This window comes from Coleofasciculus sp. A1-SPW-01 (genome assembly GCF_040217205.1).
In the GTDB taxonomy this organism is placed as follows: domain Bacteria; phylum Cyanobacteriota; class Cyanobacteriia; order Cyanobacteriales; family Coleofasciculaceae; genus Coleofasciculus; species Coleofasciculus chthonoplastes_A.
Genome location: NZ_JAVJNP010000009.1, coordinates 12,818 through 32,094, shown reverse-complemented (window position 1 = coordinate 32,094; position 19,277 = coordinate 12,818). Strand labels below are relative to the sequence as shown.

General features: G+C 46.6%; 17 protein-coding genes. 9 read left to right on the top strand and 8 right to left on the bottom strand.

What is annotated here, in order from left to right; genetic code table 11:
- Nucleotides 1–152: 152 nt before the first annotated feature.
- The 3 genes from RH949_RS01355 to RH949_RS01345 all read right to left on the bottom strand — a co-directional run bounded on the left by RH949_RS01355 (nucleotide 153) and on the right by RH949_RS01345 (nucleotide 3,540).
- On the bottom strand, nucleotides 153–770 hold the full coding sequence (locus RH949_RS01355; protein ID WP_446351687.1) for a vWA domain-containing protein: 618 nt from the start codon (nucleotides 768–770) through the stop codon (nucleotides 153–155).
- Nucleotides 771–1,069: 299 nt separating this feature from the next.
- A complete protein-coding gene (locus RH949_RS01350; RefSeq protein ID WP_446351686.1) occupies nucleotides 1,070–2,065 on the bottom strand; it encodes a hypothetical protein in 996 nt (331 codons plus the stop codon).
- Between the two features lie 530 nt (nucleotides 2,066–2,595).
- Nucleotides 2,596–3,540: a serine hydrolase gene (locus RH949_RS01345; protein ID WP_006102922.1), complete on the bottom strand. Its 945-nt coding sequence runs from the start codon at nucleotides 3,538–3,540 to the stop codon at nucleotides 2,596–2,598.
- 37 nt (nucleotides 3,541–3,577) lie between these two features.
- Between RH949_RS01345 and RH949_RS01340 the strand changes: the two genes are divergently transcribed.
- A complete protein-coding gene (locus RH949_RS01340; RefSeq protein ID WP_446351689.1) occupies nucleotides 3,578–4,270 on the top strand; it encodes a C40 family peptidase in 693 nt (230 codons plus the stop codon).
- 298 nt (nucleotides 4,271–4,568) lie between these two features.
- Here the strand turns inward: RH949_RS01340 and RH949_RS01335 are convergent, their stop codons facing one another.
- Nucleotides 4,569–5,294 carry a response regulator gene (locus tag RH949_RS01335; RefSeq protein ID WP_006102956.1) on the bottom strand — a complete coding sequence of 242 codons (726 nt, stop codon included), beginning with the start codon at nucleotides 5,292–5,294 and terminating at the stop codon, nucleotides 4,569–4,571.
- Between the two features lie 532 nt (nucleotides 5,295–5,826).
- Here RH949_RS01335 and RH949_RS01330 point away from each other — a divergent pair.
- A complete protein-coding gene (locus tag RH949_RS01330) occupies nucleotides 5,827–6,450 on the top strand; it encodes a J domain-containing protein (RefSeq protein WP_006103090.1) in 624 nt (207 codons plus the stop codon).
- Nucleotides 6,451–6,458: 8 nt separating this feature from the next.
- Entirely contained in the window at nucleotides 6,459–6,731 is a 273-nt protein-coding gene (locus RH949_RS01325; RefSeq protein WP_006102904.1) for a DUF3143 domain-containing protein, read from the top strand.
- A gap of 95 nt (nucleotides 6,732–6,826) precedes the next feature.
- Here RH949_RS01325 and RH949_RS01320 read toward each other — a convergent pair whose 3' ends face one another.
- The 3 genes from RH949_RS01320 to lysA form a co-directional block, all read right to left on the bottom strand.
- Nucleotides 6,827–7,567 (bottom strand): isoprenyl transferase, encoded by a 741-nt coding sequence (locus RH949_RS01320; RefSeq protein WP_006102997.1) that lies wholly within the window; start codon nucleotides 7,565–7,567, stop codon nucleotides 6,827–6,829.
- 19 nt (nucleotides 7,568–7,586) lie between these two features.
- On the bottom strand, nucleotides 7,587–8,510 hold the full coding sequence (cdaA, locus tag RH949_RS01315) for a diadenylate cyclase CdaA (RefSeq protein WP_006103033.1): 924 nt from the start codon (nucleotides 8,508–8,510) through the stop codon (nucleotides 7,587–7,589).
- 195 nt (nucleotides 8,511–8,705) lie between these two features.
- Nucleotides 8,706–10,115 carry a diaminopimelate decarboxylase gene (lysA, locus tag RH949_RS01310; protein ID WP_446351685.1) on the bottom strand — a complete coding sequence of 470 codons (1,410 nt, stop codon included), beginning with the start codon at nucleotides 10,113–10,115 and terminating at the stop codon, nucleotides 8,706–8,708.
- Between the two features lie 77 nt (nucleotides 10,116–10,192).
- Between lysA and rimI the strand changes: the two genes are divergently transcribed.
- From rimI to RH949_RS01295, 3 genes are all read left to right on the top strand, one after another.
- Nucleotides 10,193–10,828: a ribosomal protein S18-alanine N-acetyltransferase gene (rimI, locus tag RH949_RS01305; RefSeq protein WP_446351688.1), complete on the top strand. Its 636-nt coding sequence runs from the start codon at nucleotides 10,193–10,195 to the stop codon at nucleotides 10,826–10,828.
- 254 nt (nucleotides 10,829–11,082) lie between these two features.
- Nucleotides 11,083–13,557, top strand: coding sequence for an ATP-dependent Clp protease ATP-binding subunit (locus RH949_RS01300; protein ID WP_006102932.1), 2,475 nt, complete (start codon nucleotides 11,083–11,085; stop codon nucleotides 13,555–13,557).
- Nucleotides 13,558–13,882: 325 nt separating this feature from the next.
- The gene (locus RH949_RS01295; RefSeq protein WP_446351684.1) at nucleotides 13,883–14,281 is read left to right on the top strand and encodes an ExbD/TolR family protein; all 399 of its coding nucleotides are present in this window, start codon (nucleotides 13,883–13,885) and stop codon (nucleotides 14,279–14,281) included.
- Between the two features lie 640 nt (nucleotides 14,282–14,921).
- On the opposite strand, the gene RH949_RS01290 is transcribed toward RH949_RS01295, so the two are convergent.
- Nucleotides 14,922–15,479 carry a CIS tube protein gene (locus RH949_RS01290; protein WP_446351683.1) on the bottom strand — a complete coding sequence of 186 codons (558 nt, stop codon included), beginning with the start codon at nucleotides 15,477–15,479 and terminating at the stop codon, nucleotides 14,922–14,924.
- A gap of 381 nt (nucleotides 15,480–15,860) precedes the next feature.
- Here RH949_RS01290 and RH949_RS01285 point away from each other — a divergent pair, with 381 nt between their 5' ends.
- The 3 genes from RH949_RS01285 (at nucleotide 15,861) to RH949_RS01275 (ending at nucleotide 18,848) form a co-directional block, all read left to right on the top strand.
- Entirely contained in the window at nucleotides 15,861–16,211 is a 351-nt protein-coding gene (locus RH949_RS01285) for a hypothetical protein (protein ID WP_446351682.1), read from the top strand.
- 315 nt (nucleotides 16,212–16,526) lie between these two features.
- The gene (locus tag RH949_RS01280; protein WP_446351681.1) at nucleotides 16,527–17,054 is read left to right on the top strand and encodes an RRXRR domain-containing protein; all 528 of its coding nucleotides are present in this window, start codon (nucleotides 16,527–16,529) and stop codon (nucleotides 17,052–17,054) included.
- A gap of 72 nt (nucleotides 17,055–17,126) precedes the next feature.
- The gene (locus RH949_RS01275; protein ID WP_446351680.1) at nucleotides 17,127–18,848 is read left to right on the top strand and encodes a phage tail sheath family protein; all 1,722 of its coding nucleotides are present in this window, start codon (nucleotides 17,127–17,129) and stop codon (nucleotides 18,846–18,848) included.
- Nucleotides 18,849–19,277 lie beyond the last annotated feature (429 nt).

The window sequence follows — 19,277 nt, the reverse complement described above, 5'->3', positions numbered from 1 at the left end:
GAATTAAGCCAAAGTCCCACGGTGTAATGCTTGTAGGTTGGGTTGACGAAGGAAACCCAACTAATTAAGCGATTAAGCTAGGTTTTCTTCAAATCAAGCCAATCGCTACACATATAAGGAAAATTTATCACCTTATGTACGGGAGAGCCCGTTTAATCCTGAATCGCGTTCAACAAGATTTCAGGTAACGTCATATCTGCCATATCATCCAGGGTAACGGTGTCAACGATATCAAATTTGGCACCCGCCCCTTGCAACTCATCATCGAGAATCTTGAGAAATCGCGTGGCTGTGGGATCGTTACCCACTTGAATCAGAGAAATTGCCAATTCTTCATCCCTGTCTATATGGCGCGATGCTTCTACAATCACTCGCATCACGGCTTTGCGATCGTCCGGTTCCCCATCGGTGATGACTAAAATGGTTTCGCCTTCGGGTTTGGTTTGTCCCGCCGATTTGCGCTGAAAGTAGCTATTGAGTGCATCCTGAAGTACACTGGCTAAGTCAGTCCGCCCCATGGGATCATTTTCTAAGAAGATTTGTCCCACTTTGTCTGAGGTAACGTTGTCGTACCGTTTAAAGCGACTGGAAAAGAGGTAAACGGTGATACCATCGGGGTCAAACTGTTCACATTTTCGGGCGAGGGCGAGGGTTGATTCTTGGGCGGTATACCAACGGGTTTGTCCACCAGGTTGGTCAGGTGTTGACATACTGCCACTTTTATCGATGATTAGAGTATAGTCGCGGTTTTCCATAATTGAATCTGCCATAAGCTTTGTTATTGGTCATTTGTCATTTGTCCTTTGTCGTTGATGGAACCCACTAAAGACTTGAGACAAAGGAGTGTGGGTCAGTTCGGAGGCGCGATCGCAAAACTATTGTTATTCAATAGCTTACCGTCTTTTGCGTTTAAACCGTGGAGGTTTACTTGTCTTCTTACATGCTCACCTCCAAGCCTCAACCAATTGCCTGAGCGCATACTACAGAGGGCGACCCGACCCAATTGAGTGGAATGGTGTTGTTAATTTAGGTAAGCGGGTCGCCCCTACCGAGAAAAATTGGCTAGGAACTAGAAATCAGGAAATGTGTAACCGACGCCAAGGATAATCCCGATATCAGTTTCATCTTCGATAAAACCAATATTAATTGACCCGTTGGCGACAAAGGAACGCGACAAAGGTACATCCACACCCCCAGTCAGTAAAAATCCGATATTGTCATCGCTATCCGTTGACAAAGCGACACCTCCGCCTAAAAACGGCGCAAAGCGCACAGGTTCAAAGGGATCAACACGGGGAATGATAAAGTCGTAAGTCAGGGGCACCATAAAGAGTGCATCATCGCCAATGATTACACCTGGGCGCAGGGATAGAGTACGAGACAAACCGATTTTGCCGTTGATCACAAAACCAGCATCCCCTAACGCTGTTCCGCCACCATCATCGGTAGCCTCATCATCATCTTCAGTTAAACCAATGTTGACCCCAATCCCTAAATAGTTGGGAACGCCGCGAGTTCCTCGGCGGATATCCAAATCGGTTTGAGCCAAAGTCTGTGACTCATTCAAGACAATTTCTGCATCCTGAGTCGGTTGTAGGGTTAGCGCCTCAGCAGATGATGTCAGAGATTCGGGGATAGGCTGAGTCGCGATCGCATCCTCTGGACTGATACGCTTTAGAGATGAGGCTGGAGAATCTGCAACCGTTGAATTCAGCGAACTCTGGGCGGTAGCTGAATTGTTGGAGAGTCCTTTACTCCAGGATACAGAGGGAGTCGGTGAGTCTACAGTAGCACTGGGTAGGGGTGTAGTTTCTGGCAGTGAAGACCCAGCCGGGAGATTGACTGCATCTTGAGTCAGTGCGGGGTCACCTGTCAGTCGATTAACCCAAGCATTGGCGGGTTCAGCCGTCCCCTCGGTGCGTACCTCAGCCGCAATGGATTCTAAGCGAGTCAATGATCCGCCTAGACTAGATACTTGAGCGTGAACGGGTAAGGGATGGTTCCCCATTGTGACTACCCCTAAACCAACGCCGTAAGTAACGGAGCGTAAAAGATTATGTTTCAAGGTCACTCCTCGACAAAAGATGTAAAGATTGAAATTAGCAAAACCGATTTGCTTATTATTGTCTAGGATTGCGGCTTCCTCGCCACTAAGTCAATATAGTTCCTAATTTTGCGGAAGATCGCGGAAATTAGTTGGCAAGAGTAATCTTAACTGGGTGAACTACTACACCCTCTATCCCGTTGCCAAAAGCATCTGGGACTACTTTACGAATGATGTTGTAACTGCCGTTGATGTCGGCGTTGAATTTGACGCCGATTTTTGATTGGTACAACCCACGCTTAACACGACGACCGCTAAATTTTGCTGTGTTTTAAAGAAATGTTGACGAATTTCGTAATTGGCTCGGTTGTAAAGATTTTTCGACTTGAAGGCTAAGTCATCAATCTCTTTCCATTTTCGAGTGCCTTGACGAACTACGTGCTTCTCAATAAGTTTCATTATCTTAGAGATGCGTAATCCAATAATTTTCTGCGGTAATTTTCCAGAACCTCTGTATAGATTACCGCAACTTGCCCTAATTTTCCGTATTCTTAATGAATGGAAACAATACTCATTGCTTGTACAACCTTTTGAGAAATAAACGGGAGAAGGTCTAGATTTTGACTCTGAGTTTTGCTTTCAGTGAATACAACCAGGAGATAGGGTAATATCGATGGGATCTCGATGTAAGCCGCATCATGGCGCACTTGAGATGAACAGGCGGATTTAGACCACAACTGAGCCTCTGGCGGAAGACCAGCGCCTAAGAATCCAGTAATTTGATGATTGGGGGTATCCTGAGTATCGGCAGGGTTCAGATTGCGTTTAAGCAGACTCATCATCACCTGCGATCGCACGGAGGATACCGTCACGCCACCCACAATACTATGGAGGAGCCGTGCTGTGGCATTGGTGGTTAACATATTCCGATTTTCCATCAATGTTCCCATAAACAGCCGTTCCCGACCATAAGGTCCATCACTCCAGGTTTTTTGATTGACATTTATCGACTCTAAGTCTTGCCAACCCAGGGATTGAAAGTAACGATTAACAATATTACGTTGTAGCTTCCAGGTTTCAAAGGGACCAGGGGTTAACTCTGGACCACTGGTGGTTCCACTCAAGATATCGACGACTAAACTTAAAGCATCATGGCTAGCATCAACCATCATCGCCTTAATTGCCCGTTCCAGTTCATCCGATGATTCAACCATGGCACTTTCTAACCATTCTTCAATGGCGACCAGATAAAATAGGGCAACCAAATCGGCTGGATAAATTCGCTCAACCCCTCGATAACTAAAACCTCGGACGGGATACTTCCAAAATTCATCCGCCGAAAGCGCCCCCCCTGTATTAACCGGAATCGGGGGATCATAGACCATCCAGGTGAGAGCGATTTGATTGCGGGCGAGTCCAGGAAACTCTAACCAAACGGCGTCGAGAATCTCTGTGCCAATTTTTTCCAGTTGGTCGTCCTTACGAAAGAATGTCATAATTTGCTCTCAACAAGTGATGTCAACGCTTACCAATATGGTGGTACTGCAAGAATTATCTGCATTAAAACATGGTGAGTACATCTGCCGTGTTAATTTAGACCTCTATGATTCTCCCGCCTGTACGAGTTTAGCCACTCAAGCGGCGGCTGGACGCCATTTACACCCCTTGTTATCGACAGCCAGGGAACAAGCGGTAAAGGTGCAGTTATGCGAGGATGGATATCAGGCTTGGTTACGAGTCGAGGATATCAGTCAACTGGAAATCGCCTCTCAACCTTATCATGCGATCGCACTCTCCCGTCCTCAAATCCAACACCAACTCCCAGAGGTGATAGCATTTACCAAAAAAGCCATGCAGCAGCCGAATTATTACCTGTGGGGGGGAACCGTGGCACCCAATTATGATTGTTCCGGATTAATGCAAGCAGCATTTGCGGCGTCGGGAATTTGGTTACCGAGAGATTCTTATCAGCAGCAGGCGTTTATTCAATCAATTCCTTTAGCAGAAGCGCAAGCGGGTGATCTGGTTTTCTTTGGCACACCTGAGAAAATCAATCATGTGGGTCTTTTTTTAGGCGATGGCTATTATATTCACAGTTCGGGAAAAGAAGATGGTCGTAATGGGATTGGAATTGATCGGCTTTCGGATCAAGGAGATAAAGTAAGTCAAACTTATTATCAGCGGTTTAAGGGAATCGGGCGGGTTATTGCTAGTTATTGTGCCTGATAAGTGGGTGGACACAATTAAAGTTAACGGTTGAGATTAGGGAACAGGGAACAGGGAACAACTTTAATTATCCCCACCTACTTGTTTTTTTAACGTTCCCTGTCCGTAGTAAGCACTTTAGTGCTTATCAATAAAGTATTAAGGCACGCTTCGTGCCTAAGCTGTCATGCATTTAAATTGGGTATTAGTAGCGAGCAAGATGCAAAGCCTGCGGCATGGCTTCGCTAAACGCACTACACGGCTTTCGTCATTATTGATATTAAGGTTTAAATGCCGAACAGCCTACTACAAACAACGACTAAATCAATTCCCAATCTAGGCAAAATTCTCCCGGACGCCCCCAGGGATAAACAGCACAGTTAATTCCATCTTTGCCATGATAATACTGACAAACTTTACAGGGTTGAGACTGTTCTAATTTTACCTGTAAACTACTCCACTTTTGCTCAACCATTAAGCGGTAATGATTGGCTCGTAGGTGATAGGGTTCAATTGTCAACGCCTTTTCAAAAGCTGTCAACGCCTTTTCATAGAGTTTAATAATTTGGGAACCATACTCAGTCCAAGGTTGGACGCGGCATTCATAAAGTTTAATAATCTTGAAAATAAGAATACCATAATCTGTCCAGGTATCAGCCGAAGCCATTTGCGGTTCTTTTTTCGTATCCAGTAACACTCGTTTCAGGGTATCTAGCAATTCTCTCGGTTGCCAAGGTTTACCGACATAAGCCTCAGCGTGTTTAATACCATAGGAAAGGGCTAAACGCTGTCCTTTTCCAGTTAAAAGAACCACGGGAATATTTTGGGTGTGAGGATTTGCCTTGATTAGGCGACAAACTCTGTAGCCATCAATCCGGGGAATCAGCAGATCCAATAGCACTAAATCGGGAGAATTGATCTGAATTTGCTGGAGTGCTTCTACACCATCACGGGCTTGAATGACATTCCAACCACTCCACGTTAACTGCTGAGCAACGCATTCCCGCTGGCTGAGAGAATCTTCGACAACTAAAACAGTATTCATTGATAACAACCTGCTGACTGGGGGGAGGCTTTCGTGCGACTAGCGCAGAGTTAGACTAAGTGTACCCATTTCTCCCAGGTTTCTGATCACCCCCGATAGAATTGGCGTTTCAGCAGGCGATCGCACGATTTTATGGTATAGTTTTTCCCATGGGCAAATGTGCCTGCCTATAGGCTCTACAGCAGCACTTTCAGATAAGGACAGTAGAAAGCGCGATTGCCTTCGGCAAAGCGCGAAGCTAATCACACAAATTATATCTTGGTTTTATTACCGCTTTATTTGACAATTCAGCCAAGATACAGAAAAAACAAATTGACTCGTAGGGGCGGGTTTTACCGTTACCTGTTGCCAGAAACCCCTCAATTCAATAAACCCGCCCTGACCCCAAGTTTGTTGGTCAAGTTCAGTAAACTCTTTTGCCCAGGCTTAGTCTTTGGCTAAAGCCCCTACTACGAGCAGAATTTTCCTTATCTGCTCACCAACCGAGAGCGATCGCGTAAAATGTTAAAGACCGTTTGTTATACCAGCTAGGATGGCTCAAGACTGGGTAAAACAGAAGACTAGGACAAGTAAAGAGCTACAATCCATAACCTATTATGGGATTCTGGGGGTACACCCTAGCGCATCTGCTCTAGATATCCGTCGTGCCTATCGGGAACTGAGTAAACGTTACCATCCCGATACCACCGACTTACCAAAGGAAACGGCAAAGACGAAGTTCCAACAGCTTAATGAAGCCTATGCGACTCTGAGTAGTCCAGAACGGCGAATCCTGTATGATCGAACTATTCGCTATTCTCGTGTCAACGTCATTCAACCTCCACCCGGATTGAACCGTCCCGTTGTGCGATCGCGAGTTGATCATTCATCCTCAGCTTACCTTGACCCCACAGATCGTCCCCTCTCCCCTGGCGAGTTATTTGCCCTATTTATTTTGGGGATAACTTTCGTGGGATGCTTGGTACTGGCAATTGTGATTGGCTTAACCCGAGGAGACAATGCCTTTCAAGTTTCTGGGATATCTCTATCTAGTCGAGTCACCACGCCACCCCTAAGTCAACTACAGCGAATCCCTCGATATCCCCCTTCTAACCAACTTTTCTCCCCATCTAATCCACCATCAATCCCTATTTTTGTTCCATCCCTCAATCTATGAAGACTTCTATGGTACTTCCTTCATCTGACACTCCTCTCTATAACCATCCCCTTCCTGAAATCGAAAAATGGCTCCGTTCTCAAGGATGTCAACAAGATAGCAACGAACTCAATTGCTGGCGCGTGGAACGATTAAATTGGCAAGCCGAACTCTGTCTGGAAGTTGAGGAATTAGCTGTGCGTTACATTAATGCAGCGGAAGGACAACGTGACATTATGCGTTCTTTCAAGTATTCCCTCAGTCGCGAAGATGTAGAAGCAGCAGTTTTCTCTGGTCCTTAAAATTCTCAATTCTCAGAGTTAATTTTTGAATGATTAACTGACAATTCAGACGCGCCATTGCACGCCCTTAACAGTCAAAACTCAAAATTTAAATCTCAAACCTTTCCAAACCGTCGCTCTCGTTTCTGATAAGCAATTAAAGCTTGATGAAACGCTTCGCGGTCAAAATCGGGCCAAAAAGCGTCGGTAATATAAAATTCAGCATAAGCCATTTGCCAGAGGAGAAAATTGGACAAACGCATCTCTCCACTGGTGCGGATTAGCAAATCAGGATCACCGATATTGGCAGTATAAAGATGACGAGAAAACAGCGCTTCATCAATATCCTCTGGTTGAAGCTGACCGTGTTGAACCTGAGTCGCAATTGTCCGACAAGCCTGCAAAATCTCTTCCCGTCCACCGTAATTAGTCGCCACGGTAAATTGAATCCCGGTATTATTTTGGGTTTGAGTCATTGCCCGTTCAATCTGGTTTTGCAGGGATTGCGGTAATGCCGTTAAATTCCCCACAAACTGAATGCGTACATTCTCCTCCATCATCTCTTTGAGTTCTCGAATTAACACCCGCTCAAACAGCGTCATCAAAAACTCAACTTCTTCGATAGGACGTCCCCAATTTTCGGTAGAAAAGGCATAAGCAGTCAGGGCTTGGATACCCCAATCATCACAACAGCGCAACAACTGTTTTAATGTGTCTACGCCTCGGCGATGACCCATAATCCGAGGAATGCCTCGACGTTTTGCCCAACGACCATTGCCATCCATAATCACCGCGACATGTTTGGGTAGGCGTTCCTGGTCGAGATCGCTTGGTAATTCTTTTAGTATCGTTTGCATAATAGTTGTATAATAATAGTCATTTCTTTTTTCGAGAAGTCGATGACGGCAGACGCAGCAAACGCGAAATGAGTAGCCGTCCCTGAGACTTAACTTGGCGACCTAAACTGCGTAAACCGGGGGCAACTGCCTCACGGTCAACCGCTGTCGAAAATCGAGCCTCTAACAGTTCTTTGAGTTTACTACTGGTTAAAGGTCGATTGAGTCCGCCGCGTTCTGCTAATGAGATAGAACCTGTTTCTTCGGATACAACAATACAAAGGCAATTTTCGACTCGCTCAGTAATTCCCATAGCGGCTCGATGGCGTGTGCCAAGTTGTCGTGAAGCCGTTCGCTCTGACAGAGGTAAAATCACACCCGCTGCGGCGACGCGAGACCCCCGAATTAATACTGCCCCATCATGGAGTAATGTGGTCGTCTGGAAGATGGTTTGCAGCAGTTCTTTAGACAGTTCGGCATTTAACTGTACCCCTGGTACAGAAAAATCTCGCTCGTCAATGGTTCCATTGGTCTCCATAATTATCAATGCGCCAATCCGATTTTGGGATAATTCTTTAACCGCATCGACAATTTCATCTGTAACGCTATCTGCTTTAGGGATAGGGCGGCGTTGGGATTGAAACAACTGCCGAATTTCTCCCCGCCCGACTTGTTCGAGAAAACGGCGAAATTCTGACTGAAAGATTACAGCCATCGCCACAGCCGAACCAACCACCAATTTTTCTAACACAAAACTCAACAGGGTCAATCCTAGTCGATTACTGACCGCTGCCGCTAGCATCAAGACGATTAGCCCTCGAACCATCCACAAGGTACGACGCTCCCCGATAATGAGGAGAACCATATAGGTGAGGGCTAGAACCAATCCGACATCAACGCTTTGCAGCAACAAGGATTGAACCCAGCCAGAGTCAGGAAAAGAACCCGACGACGACGCAGGCATTGAACTTAATTAAACGTTTAGCAACTGAGAGCTTGACTCTGGCTTGATTGTAACGAGATTAGGCGGGGAGTTGCGACTGATTTGTCATTTGTCATTTGTCAGGGAACAGGGAACAGGGAACAGGGAACAGGGAACAGGTAAGCTCCCCCAGCTCCCAGACGCGCCATGGCGCGTCTCTACATTGCTCCTTCATCCCTAATCCTGGGATACCAGTCGTTTCGGTAAATGATCAAACCGGATCAAGTCTTGATAGGTTTCTCGCTGCACAATTAATTCAGCCGTTCCATCCTTAACTAACACCGCTGCAGGTCGAGGTACACGATTATAGTTAGACGCCATGCTGTAATTGTATGCCCCAGTTCCCATAATCACGAGCAGATCCCCAGGTTGGGTTTCGGGTAATTGGGCATCTTTGAGTAAAATATCCCCGGATTCGCAATGTTTACCCGCAATCGTGACGGTTTCAGTTATCGGTGCTGACATGCGATTGGCAACGACTGGACGATAGACCGATTGATAAGTAATTGGACGGGGATTATCAGACATTCCCCCATCAACCGCCAGATAGGTTCGCGTTTGCGGGATCTCCTTACGGCTGCCGATGGTATACGCCGTCACACAAGCGGGTCCAATAATCGATCGCCCGGGTTCTGATAATAACCTCGGCAAGGGCAATTGCTGCTGGTTACAGGCATTAACCACGGCTTCACAAACCCCCTTAACCCAAGCATCAATCGTGGGGGGATCATCGTCTTCGGTATAGCGAATTCCCAAACCGCCGCCGACATTCAGTTCTTGAATGGATAGATTGAACTGAGCGGCTTTTTGGAGATAATCGACCAAAACCGCTCCCAAGTCTTTGTGGGGTTGACTCTCAAAAATCTGTGACCCAATGTGAGCGTGTAACCCAATACAGTCGAGAATAGGGTTTTGACTAATGAAGGCAAAAACGTTATCTAGAGTGTGGGGATCAAAACCAAACTTGCTATCCAGGTGTCCTGTGCGGATGTAGTCATGGGTGTGACACTCGATCCCAGGTGTAATCCGAATCATGATCCGCACCTGGGTATCCGGAGAGGTTTTTTGTGCCAAATCTGCCAGAGTTTCTAACTCCAACTGATTATCCACAACAATTGTGCAATGGCTTTCAATCGCAAGCTGGAGTTCAGCGATAGACTTGTTATTGCCATGGAAATACAGCTTATCGGCTTTGACCCCAGCTTCTAATGCTGTGTAGAGTTCGCCTCCGGATACGACATCAACACCCAAACCTTCCGATGCCGCGATCGCACAAATCGCTAAACAATTCCAGGCTTTTGAAGCATACAGCACTAAGGTATCACCGGAATAGTAACGGGCAAAGGCATCCCGATACTGGCGGCAAGCCGTTCTTACCGTGACCTCATCTAGAATATAAAGGGGAGAGCCAAATTCCTCGATTAAACCCTGGACATCACAGCCACCAATTTCTAGACAGTCTTGGCTGTTAACGGTGGCGGTAAGCGGCAACAGTTCCTGATTGGGAGAACGACTATCGGGATGAGAGTTCGCTGAAAGATATCGCTGTCCAGAGTTTTGCACCTGAGTGGAGTCAGTCAATAGCATAATGTCGTTATCATCCTTGAGATGGATATGGGCAGGTACACCAAAAGCGTCCGTTATTTAGTGTACAATTGACTGCTGTGAGTGTCTTAGAGATAAAGCCGCTAACCACAGCACAACTCAATGCGGCTGTGGATCTGGATCAAATATGTTTTGGTGGGCTGTGGACGCGATCGGGCTACGAACGTGAGTTAAATAGCCCGAATAGTCAATTACTGGTTTTAGAAGCACACAACAGCTTGGAGCAGCGCCCATGGGGTTGCCATTCAGCCGTTGTTATGCCACACAATTCCCTGGGGGAAGATTTACCCACGCATCCCCCTTTACCGAATGGCTTAGTGGGTTTAGGTTGTTACTGGTCAATTCTGGAGGAAGCGCATATTACGATTTTGGCGGTGCATCCAAACTACCAACATCAGGGACTGGGGCAATTTTTACTGTATGCCTTACTCAATGACGCTAAACAACGTCAGTTGGAGTGGGCAACCTTAGAGGTTAAACCCTCGAATCACGCTGCTCTGTCTCTCTATCAAAAGTTTGATTTTATTCCAGCCGGACGACGCCGAGGATATTACCAAGATACGGGTGAAGATGCCCTAATTCTGTGGCGAAAGGGGTTACAACAGCCGGAATTTGAGCAAATCCTGCAAGAGCGCTATGAGCAAATCGTCTCCCGCTTAACCCGTCAGGGTTGGCAACTATTTAGTTATCTGTGATTTGTGATTTGTCATTCGTCATTCGTCATTTGTACTGTACTTTGTTGATTGTTCATAGAAAATTTTTTTCTCCCTCAGCTTCCCCAGCTCCCCCAGCTCCCCCAGCTTCCCCAGCTCCCCCAGCTCCCCTAGCTCCCCCAGCTCCCTCATCTCCCCCAAAAAAATAGACGGGTTGTTGTATAGGAGACAGCCTGACAAGTCTCCTATGCTAGAATCAGCGTACACGGGCACGCAACAGGTGATGGAAATACGCCATGTTTGAACGCTTTACAGAAAAAGCCATTAAGGTGATCATGCTAGCCCAGGAAGAGGCACGTCGCCTGGGGCATAACTTTGTCGGCACGGAGCAAATCCTTCTGGGTTTGATCGGGGAGGGAACTGGCGTCGCCGCCAAAGTTCTCAAGTCGATGGGTGTCAATCTTAAAGATGCCCGGATTGAAGTTGAGAAAATCATTGGTAGAGGTTCCGGCTTTGTCGCTGTGGAAATTCCCTTTACCCCTAGGGCTAAACGAGTCTTAGAATTATCACTCGAAGAAGCCCGCCAACTGGGTCATAACTATATCGGAACTGAGCATTTACTGCTGGGTTTGATCCGGGAAGGCGAAGGGGTGGCGGCACGAGTTTTGGAAAATTTGGGTGTAGACCTGACCAAGGTGAGAACTCAAGTCATCCGGATGCTGGGCGAGACGGCAGAAGTCACCAGTGGCGCATCTTCGGGTCGCACGAAAACACCAACCTTAGATGAATTTGGTAGCAATCTTACCCAAATGGCGGGTGAAGGTAAACTTGATCCGGTAGTGGGACGCGCTAAGGAAATTGAGCGCGTTATCCAAATTTTGGGACGCCGCACCAAAAATAACCCCGTATTAATTGGGGAACCTGGGGTGGGAAAAACCGCGATCGCAGAAGGATTGGCGCAGCGAATTGCCAATAACGATATCCCAGATATCTTAGAAGAAAAGCGCGTCGTTACCTTGGACATCGGGCTACTGGTGGCGGGGACGAAGTATCGAGGTGAGTTTGAAGAACGCCTCAAGAAAATCATGGATGAGATCCGTCAAGCTGCCAATGTAATCTTGGTGATTGATGAGGTTCATACCCTGATTGGTGCAGGTGCGGCGGAAGGGGCTATTGATGCCGCAAATATCCTGAAACCCGCTTTAGCTAGGGGCGAACTCCAATGTATCGGGGCGACAACCCTGGATGAGTATCGTAAACATATTGAACGGGATGCGGCATTAGAACGGCGCTTCCAACCCGTGATGGTAGGTGAACCCTCCGTTGAAGAGACGATTGAGATTTTATACGGGTTGCGCGAACGCTATGAACAGCATCACAAGCTGAAAATTTTAGATGAAGCCCTGGATGCAGCGGCGAAACTGTCAGATCGCTATATTTCGGATCGCTATTTACCCGATAAAGCGATTGACTTGATTGATGAAGCCGGTAGCCGGGTGCGTTTAATAAACTCCCAACTTCCCCCAGCGGCGAAAGAGTTAGATAAGGAACTGCGACAAGTCCTTAAGGAAAAAGACGACGCCGTGCGATCGCAAGACTTTGACCGGGCGGGTGAACTGCGCGATCGGGAAATGGAAATTAAAGGCGAAATTCGCGCGATCGCTCAAAATAAAAAGGCGGAAACTGGAACTGATGATTCGCCGGTCGTCGATGAGGAAGATATCGCCCATATTGTCGCCTCCTGGACGGGGGTACCAGTTAGCAAGCTGACTGAATCCGAGTCCGAGAAGCTGTTGCACATGGAAGATACGCTGCATCAGCGCCTTATCGGTCAGGAAGATGCGGTGAAAGCGGTATCACGGGCGATTCGACGGGCAAGGGTTGGTTTGAAGAACCCCAACCGTCCCATCGCCAGTTTTGTCTTCTCTGGTCCTACGGGGGTTGGTAAAACTGAGTTAGCCAAATCCTTGGCGGCTTACTTCTTCGGGTCAGAAGAAGCGATGATTCGCTTGGATATGTCCGAGTACATGGAACGCCATACCGTCAGTAAATTGATTGGTTCGCCTCCAGGGTACGTCGGCTACAACGAAGGCGGTCAGCTAACCGAAGCGGTACGTCGTCGTCCTTACACGGTGGTGCTATTCGACGAAATCGAAAAAGCCCATCCCGATGTCTTTAACATGCTGCTGCAAATCCTGGAAGACGGACGTCTCACGGATGCTAAAGGGCGGACAGTGGACTTTAAGAACACCCTATTAATCATGACCTCTAATATTGGGTCTAAGGTGATTGAAAAAGGTGGCGGTGGTTTAGGTTTCGAGTTAAGCGACAATGAAGCCGAATCCCAGTACAACCGCATCCGTTCTTTGGTCAACGAGGAACTCAAGCAGTACTTCCGTCCCGAATTCCTCAACCGTTTGGATGAGATTATTGTCTTCCGTCAGCTAACCAAAGACGAGATCAAGGAAATCTGCGATATCCTGCTGCGGGAAGTCTTCAAGCGTCTCACGGAAAAGGGAATTACCTTAGAAGTCACCGATCGCTTCAAAGAACGGTTGGTGGAAGAAGGGTACAGTCCATCTTACGGCGCAAGACCCCTACGTCGGGCAATCATGCGCTTGTTAGAAGACGTATTAGCAGAAGAAATCCTTTCGACTCGCCTGCAAGAAGGAGACAGTGCGATCGTCGATGTGGATGAAGAGGGCAAAGTGAAAGTGATTCCCGGAGAACCTGGGGAACAACGGGAACTTTTACCTCAAGGTGCTGAATAATCCACTTGATTCATAATTCCCATTGAACGGTAGAGAAGGTTAGCCTTTTCTACCGTTTTTTTGTCATTTGTCATTTGTTATTTGTCATTCTTCATTCGTTATTTGTGATAATTGAACGGTGAGATCGGGGCGGGTTTAGTTATCTCAGGGTGCAAAGCTTCCCGTTAGTGGTGAAACCCGCCCCTACAATTCCCTCATATCCCTCATATTCCCCATATTCCTCATATCCCTCATATTCCCCAGCTTCCCCAGCTTCCCCAGCTTCCCCCAGCTTCCCCTACTCCCTAACCCCACCACAACACTTATTCAGCAGACCCTACTAAATATGCGTCTACCTGATGATTCAGAAACGCCGTTCCAGATTAATATTGTGCCGATGATTGATGCAATATTCGCAATCTTGGCATTTTTTATCATTTCAACACTTTATTTAACCCGCTCTGAAGGATTACCTGTTAGTTTACCGACGGCGATAACCGGCGAGAGTCAGGTACAAGACCGAATAATTACGGTCACGATTCAGGCAAATGGAGCGATTTTTCTTAACCAAGAACCGATTGAATTATCACAACTTGAAGCCGGGGTAGAGTCATTAGTGACGGCAGATTCTCCATTTTTGGTGATTCTTAATGCTGATGAAAATGTCTCTCATGGTCGAGTCGTTAGCGTGATGGATCGCTTACGGTTAGTCGAAGGAATTCGTTTAGCGATCGCGACTCAGTAGAGGCAATGAGATAAGCAGTTCGGCATTTTATAAACTTTATTATCTAAAATAATGAAATCCTTGTAGTGCGTTTAGCGAAGCCATGCCGCAGGCTTTGCATCTTGCTCGCTACTCTAGCAGTAGACACATCGATTAGGACTTTCGGCACCATTGTAGAGACGCGCCATGGCGCGTCTCTACATAAATGATGTATCCTAACCGCTAAGCTGTTTGGCATTTAAACCTTAATATCAATAATGGCACAATTCTTGTAGTGCGAGCATCTTGCTCGCTACTAATACCCAATTTAAATGCATTACAGCTTATGGCGGTTGCTATAATACCCAATTTAACCATCAATCTATTCCACAATTTTAGCTGTATCAGTCCAGTAAGTGGACGCAATTAAAGCTAGTAGGGTGGGCATTACCCACCAGCATACCAGTCAGTAACATTCCTCTTACAGCACTTTCTAACACGGTGTAGTACAGTAACGATGAGACAGTGCTTTTCTACTCTTGGAAATGGTGTATCACATCGAGTCTGAAAACGCTGTAAACGGATGACAGCATATTGTTTATTCTTCAAGTTGAGACGTCGCGTCAGAAACTTGGGAAGCCGCATCCGACTGAAGTACGGGGGATGAAGTTCTCCCGCTCTTTCACTGTGAACTTGCGCCAGAGCCTGACTTAAGCCGAGCCTTGCGACTGGACAAACTATCTTGTTGGCGTTGACTGGAACTTGATTTAGGTGCAGACATACCAGGTTGAGACGTAGACTCATCAATCTCTTCTAACGTCAAGTTAATCTTGGCGCGTACTGGTGTCCCATCCGGTAGAAACATCGTCAGATTGTAATCCAGTTTGGTCACAAAGCAGCGAATATACTTTTGAGACCCCCAGGTAAACACATAAGTTGGAGGACGTTTCTCTTGACCTGCTCCAGACTCGGCAAAATCAACCGCTTTTTGAAATGATTTGATGTATTTTAAAACACTCTCTCCTTGCTCATAGGTATCAAAAATTAGGTCATTGATGGTGAGGATGACGGGTTCAGGATAAGCAAAGTTAACTTTAGGCAATCCCCTACCTGTCCTAGCTCCACTACTTTTAGTGAGATTAATTTGCTGATTGAACGCCAACTGATTGGGATTAAACATAAATTCAATGGTTCCGCCACCATCAGTTGAAATCAGTTGCGCTTTGACCAGTTGTGACATGACCAGAGTCCTTACCTATATTAAGTTCTGTAAATAGCCCTTAAACCTTTACGAATGACCAATGACCAATGACGTAGCTTGCTTCTCGCGAAGCGAGTATGACCAATGACGAGCCTCGCCGTTAACTGTAATTGTCCCCACCGACTTAGTTTACTTTTCTTTACAGTTTAAGCTGAATTAAACTAAAAAATGCTAAACAACCATCGTAGCCTACAATCAGGCAAACTCTTGAAATCGACACCGACAGTCCTAAACATTTTTTAAGATTTAATTTATAATTTGTAAAGATATTGATGACAAATTTTCGACCCTAGTCTAATAAAATAGCTAAAGTTAGCCTCTCTCATTACGCTTATCTGTACAGCCTAATCACAGACTGCTATGATCGCTGCTGTTGCCCTAACCTTGGTAGATGTCTTATCTGAGGGAAATTCCCGGATTGGCAGAACGCTATTTGTTTTAACCCGATGGATCTATACTGCTTTAGATAAGCAACGGTTGTTCAATGAGAATATAACCGGGCTAGAGCGTCATCGCTGGTTGTTACAAAAGAGAATAACTCCTGTACGAACAGGTTCTGACGTGCTATCACTGAAAAATATTATTCAGAGATTGGCTACAGCCAGCAGCATTACGGAATGGATTAGGAATGCCGCCATGTCCAACTTTGTTGGCGTGGACGCTTATTCCCTGCAATCTGCACAGAAAACTTCTCTTGTCAATATCTCATAGAATTTGGCACTCTCAGATTTTTTCTGTTGGCTGATTTAAATCTTAATTCAACAACCCTAACCTAGCTATCGCTCCTCCGTTAGGGATTGCCAGAGACAAGTCTGGTGACGCAAGAGCTGAATAGAACCGTTGAGCCGTTAGCTGATACGCACTTCCGGATACTTCCCCAGTCCGTGAACCCTGCAAGCTTACTTGTCATAAGCGCTTTAAGAGAGGACATTTTGTTAACGGTGTTCGAGGGGACTGACAACTTTACACGAGAGGCTTATACCCATGATTCGTGTACCAGTTTTATCACCGAAAGGTAAACCATTAATGCCAGCCAAAGCCAGCCGTGTTCGGCGATGGTTAAAGGCTGGGAAAGCTAAAGTAGTACATAATGACCTAGGCATCTTTCAAGTCCAGTTAGTTGAGGAACCATCGGGCAAAAAAACTCAGGACATTTTGACCGGAATCGATCCGGGTAAACTGTTCACCGGAGTGGCGGTTCAGTCAAAGGGTGGGACCCTGTTCCTTGCTCACCTTAACCTACCGTTTAAAACCGTGACCAAACTGCGGCGAAACTACGGCGGCACCATTAGCCGCCACGGGTTCAGGAAGGGCGATTACGTCAAAGCTGTTAAAGCTGGAATTACCTACTACGGTTATGTTTCCGGCAATACTAAAACTGAAGTTTCGGTTAGTAACGCTAACTGGAAACGAATAGGGAGGTTTACCACTTCCAAAGTCCAATTGTTGCAGCGAAATACCGGGCTGATATCAACAGTTGGATTGTCAAACCTCACCACACTGAATTTCGACAGGCTCAATTGCCGCGAAGTCGAAGTGAGTGGCGCGGTTTGACCTCTATCCCCTTCCGACCTACTTCGTTGAGGTCGGAGTCCCACGAGATAAAACGATGGAGGAATATTACTCATGCCATTAGATTATTTTGCACCAGGAGTCTACGTTGAAGAGGTAGACCGTGGCAGTCGCCCGATTGAGGGCATTAGTATGAGTGTCGCTGGGTTTATTGGTTTTACCGAGGATATACGCGGTGACGCCGAATTATTTAAACCCATGCTGATTACCACTTGGGATCAGTATTTACAGTCTTTTGCCAAAGAAGGATCTGATGGGTTCACGGACTTTGATGCCTATTTACCTTTTGCGGTTCAAGGGTGGTTCCTCAATGGTGGTGGTCGCTGTTGGGTGACCAGTATTGGTACTAAACTACCAGGTGCTGAACCGCCGCCAATCGAGCAAACGGGGACTAAGATTCTCACCGCCGGAAATCGCCCCTCTTTACAGTTCACGCTCAAACCAGCGGAATCAGAATCAGAAGAAGGGGGAGCCTTAGCGCTACCTGGTGGCGATGAACCCCGGCTGCGGGTGGTGATTCAAGAAAGTACACCGAAACCCTTACCGGAAGACGCGCCAGACGATGCTGAACCTCCTTACAATACCGGTGAATTCTTTGACCTGATTGTGGCACGGGGCGAAGAGGTATTGGAACGGTATGACCACCTGACCATGAATCCGGAAGCGGAAACCCAGGTGGCTGACTATGTAGTTACCGCTGTTGAAGATTCGGAATTTATCCAGGCGGTTGACATTTCCCAAAGCGGACAACCCCTGTCACGGCGACCTATGCAGGGAGCGTATGAGATTACGCCACCCCCTTACATTTCTGACCCGGAACATTTTGCCCGTGATTTACAAGGACAACGGGATGACCGCACCGGGACACAGGGGATTTTTGAAATTGATGAAGTCGCCATGATTGCTTGTCCTGACTTGATGAAAGTGTATCAAGAAGGATTGATGAACTTAGAACAAGTTCACGGTGTCATGGAAATGATGCTGAGTATGTGCGAGAATTCCTTCCCAGGTCCCGCCTACCGGATGGCGGTTCTGGATGCACCTCCGGTCAAGCCGACGAAAGGAGATAACCCGGTTTCGGCTGACCAACAGAAGCCTCAAGATGTCGCGGCTTGGTTAAAACTGTTTAACCGCCGTTCCATGTTTGGCGCTCTTTATTATCCTTGGATTAAAGTAGCGAATCCTCGCAATGGTGGGCGTCCCATGTATGTCCCCCCCTGTGGTCACATGATGGGGATTTGGTGTCGCACCGATGAGAGCCGAGGCGTATTCAAAGCACCGGCTAACGAAACACCGCGAGGTGTAACCGGTTTAGCCTATGACACCAATATGCGGGAACAGGAACTGTTGAACCCGATGGGGATTAACTGTATCCGCAACTTTGCCAATTACAACCGAGGCTATAAAGTTTGGGGCGCTCGCACGTTGGTAGAACCCGATAACGTGCAATGGCGTTATATCAGTGTCCGCCGCTTACTCAGCTACATTGAGAAATCCATTGAAATTGGGACTCAGTGGGTGGTGTTCGAGCCAAATGACCAAATTCTCTGGGCGCGAGTACGCCGCACGGTTAGTAATTTCCTAGAACGGTTATGGCGTGAGGGTGCATTGTTTGGAACTGCACCTTCAGAATCGTTCTATGTCAAGTGTGATGCTGAAATCAATACCCATGAGACGATTATGTTGGGTCGTCTCTATGTAGAAGTGGGTGTTTGTCCAGTACGTCCGGCTGAATTTGTCATCTTCCGGATTAGTCAGTGGGCACCGAATCAATAGGTGACACCACAAACCTCCTACCTAAGTAATCGCCTTAGGTAGGGGTTAAAACGCCATTTAGGGGCGACCCGTTTGTATTGATGGACAACTCTAGAAACAGGGCGGGTTTAGTCACATTGAGGTGCAACCGAAAAGATAGTAGTAAAACCCGCCCCTACATCGGGTCGTCCTGAATTCAGGTAAAGTAAATAATTGTAACGGAAAAGGGTTTAGAAAAATACAATAGAAAGGGAATGAAACCGGAATTTCATCGAACGTTTAACAGCACCTCACAGACCTTGACATTTTGTAATCGTTATGAGCAAAAAATTATGCTATAACAGAAGTCTCTAACTGTTAAACTGTCTGATTATGGTCTGATGGTTTGGTCAATGTGTTAACTTATGTATCGCCAACACATCGAAACAAGTCAAGGTTAACTATTAACTT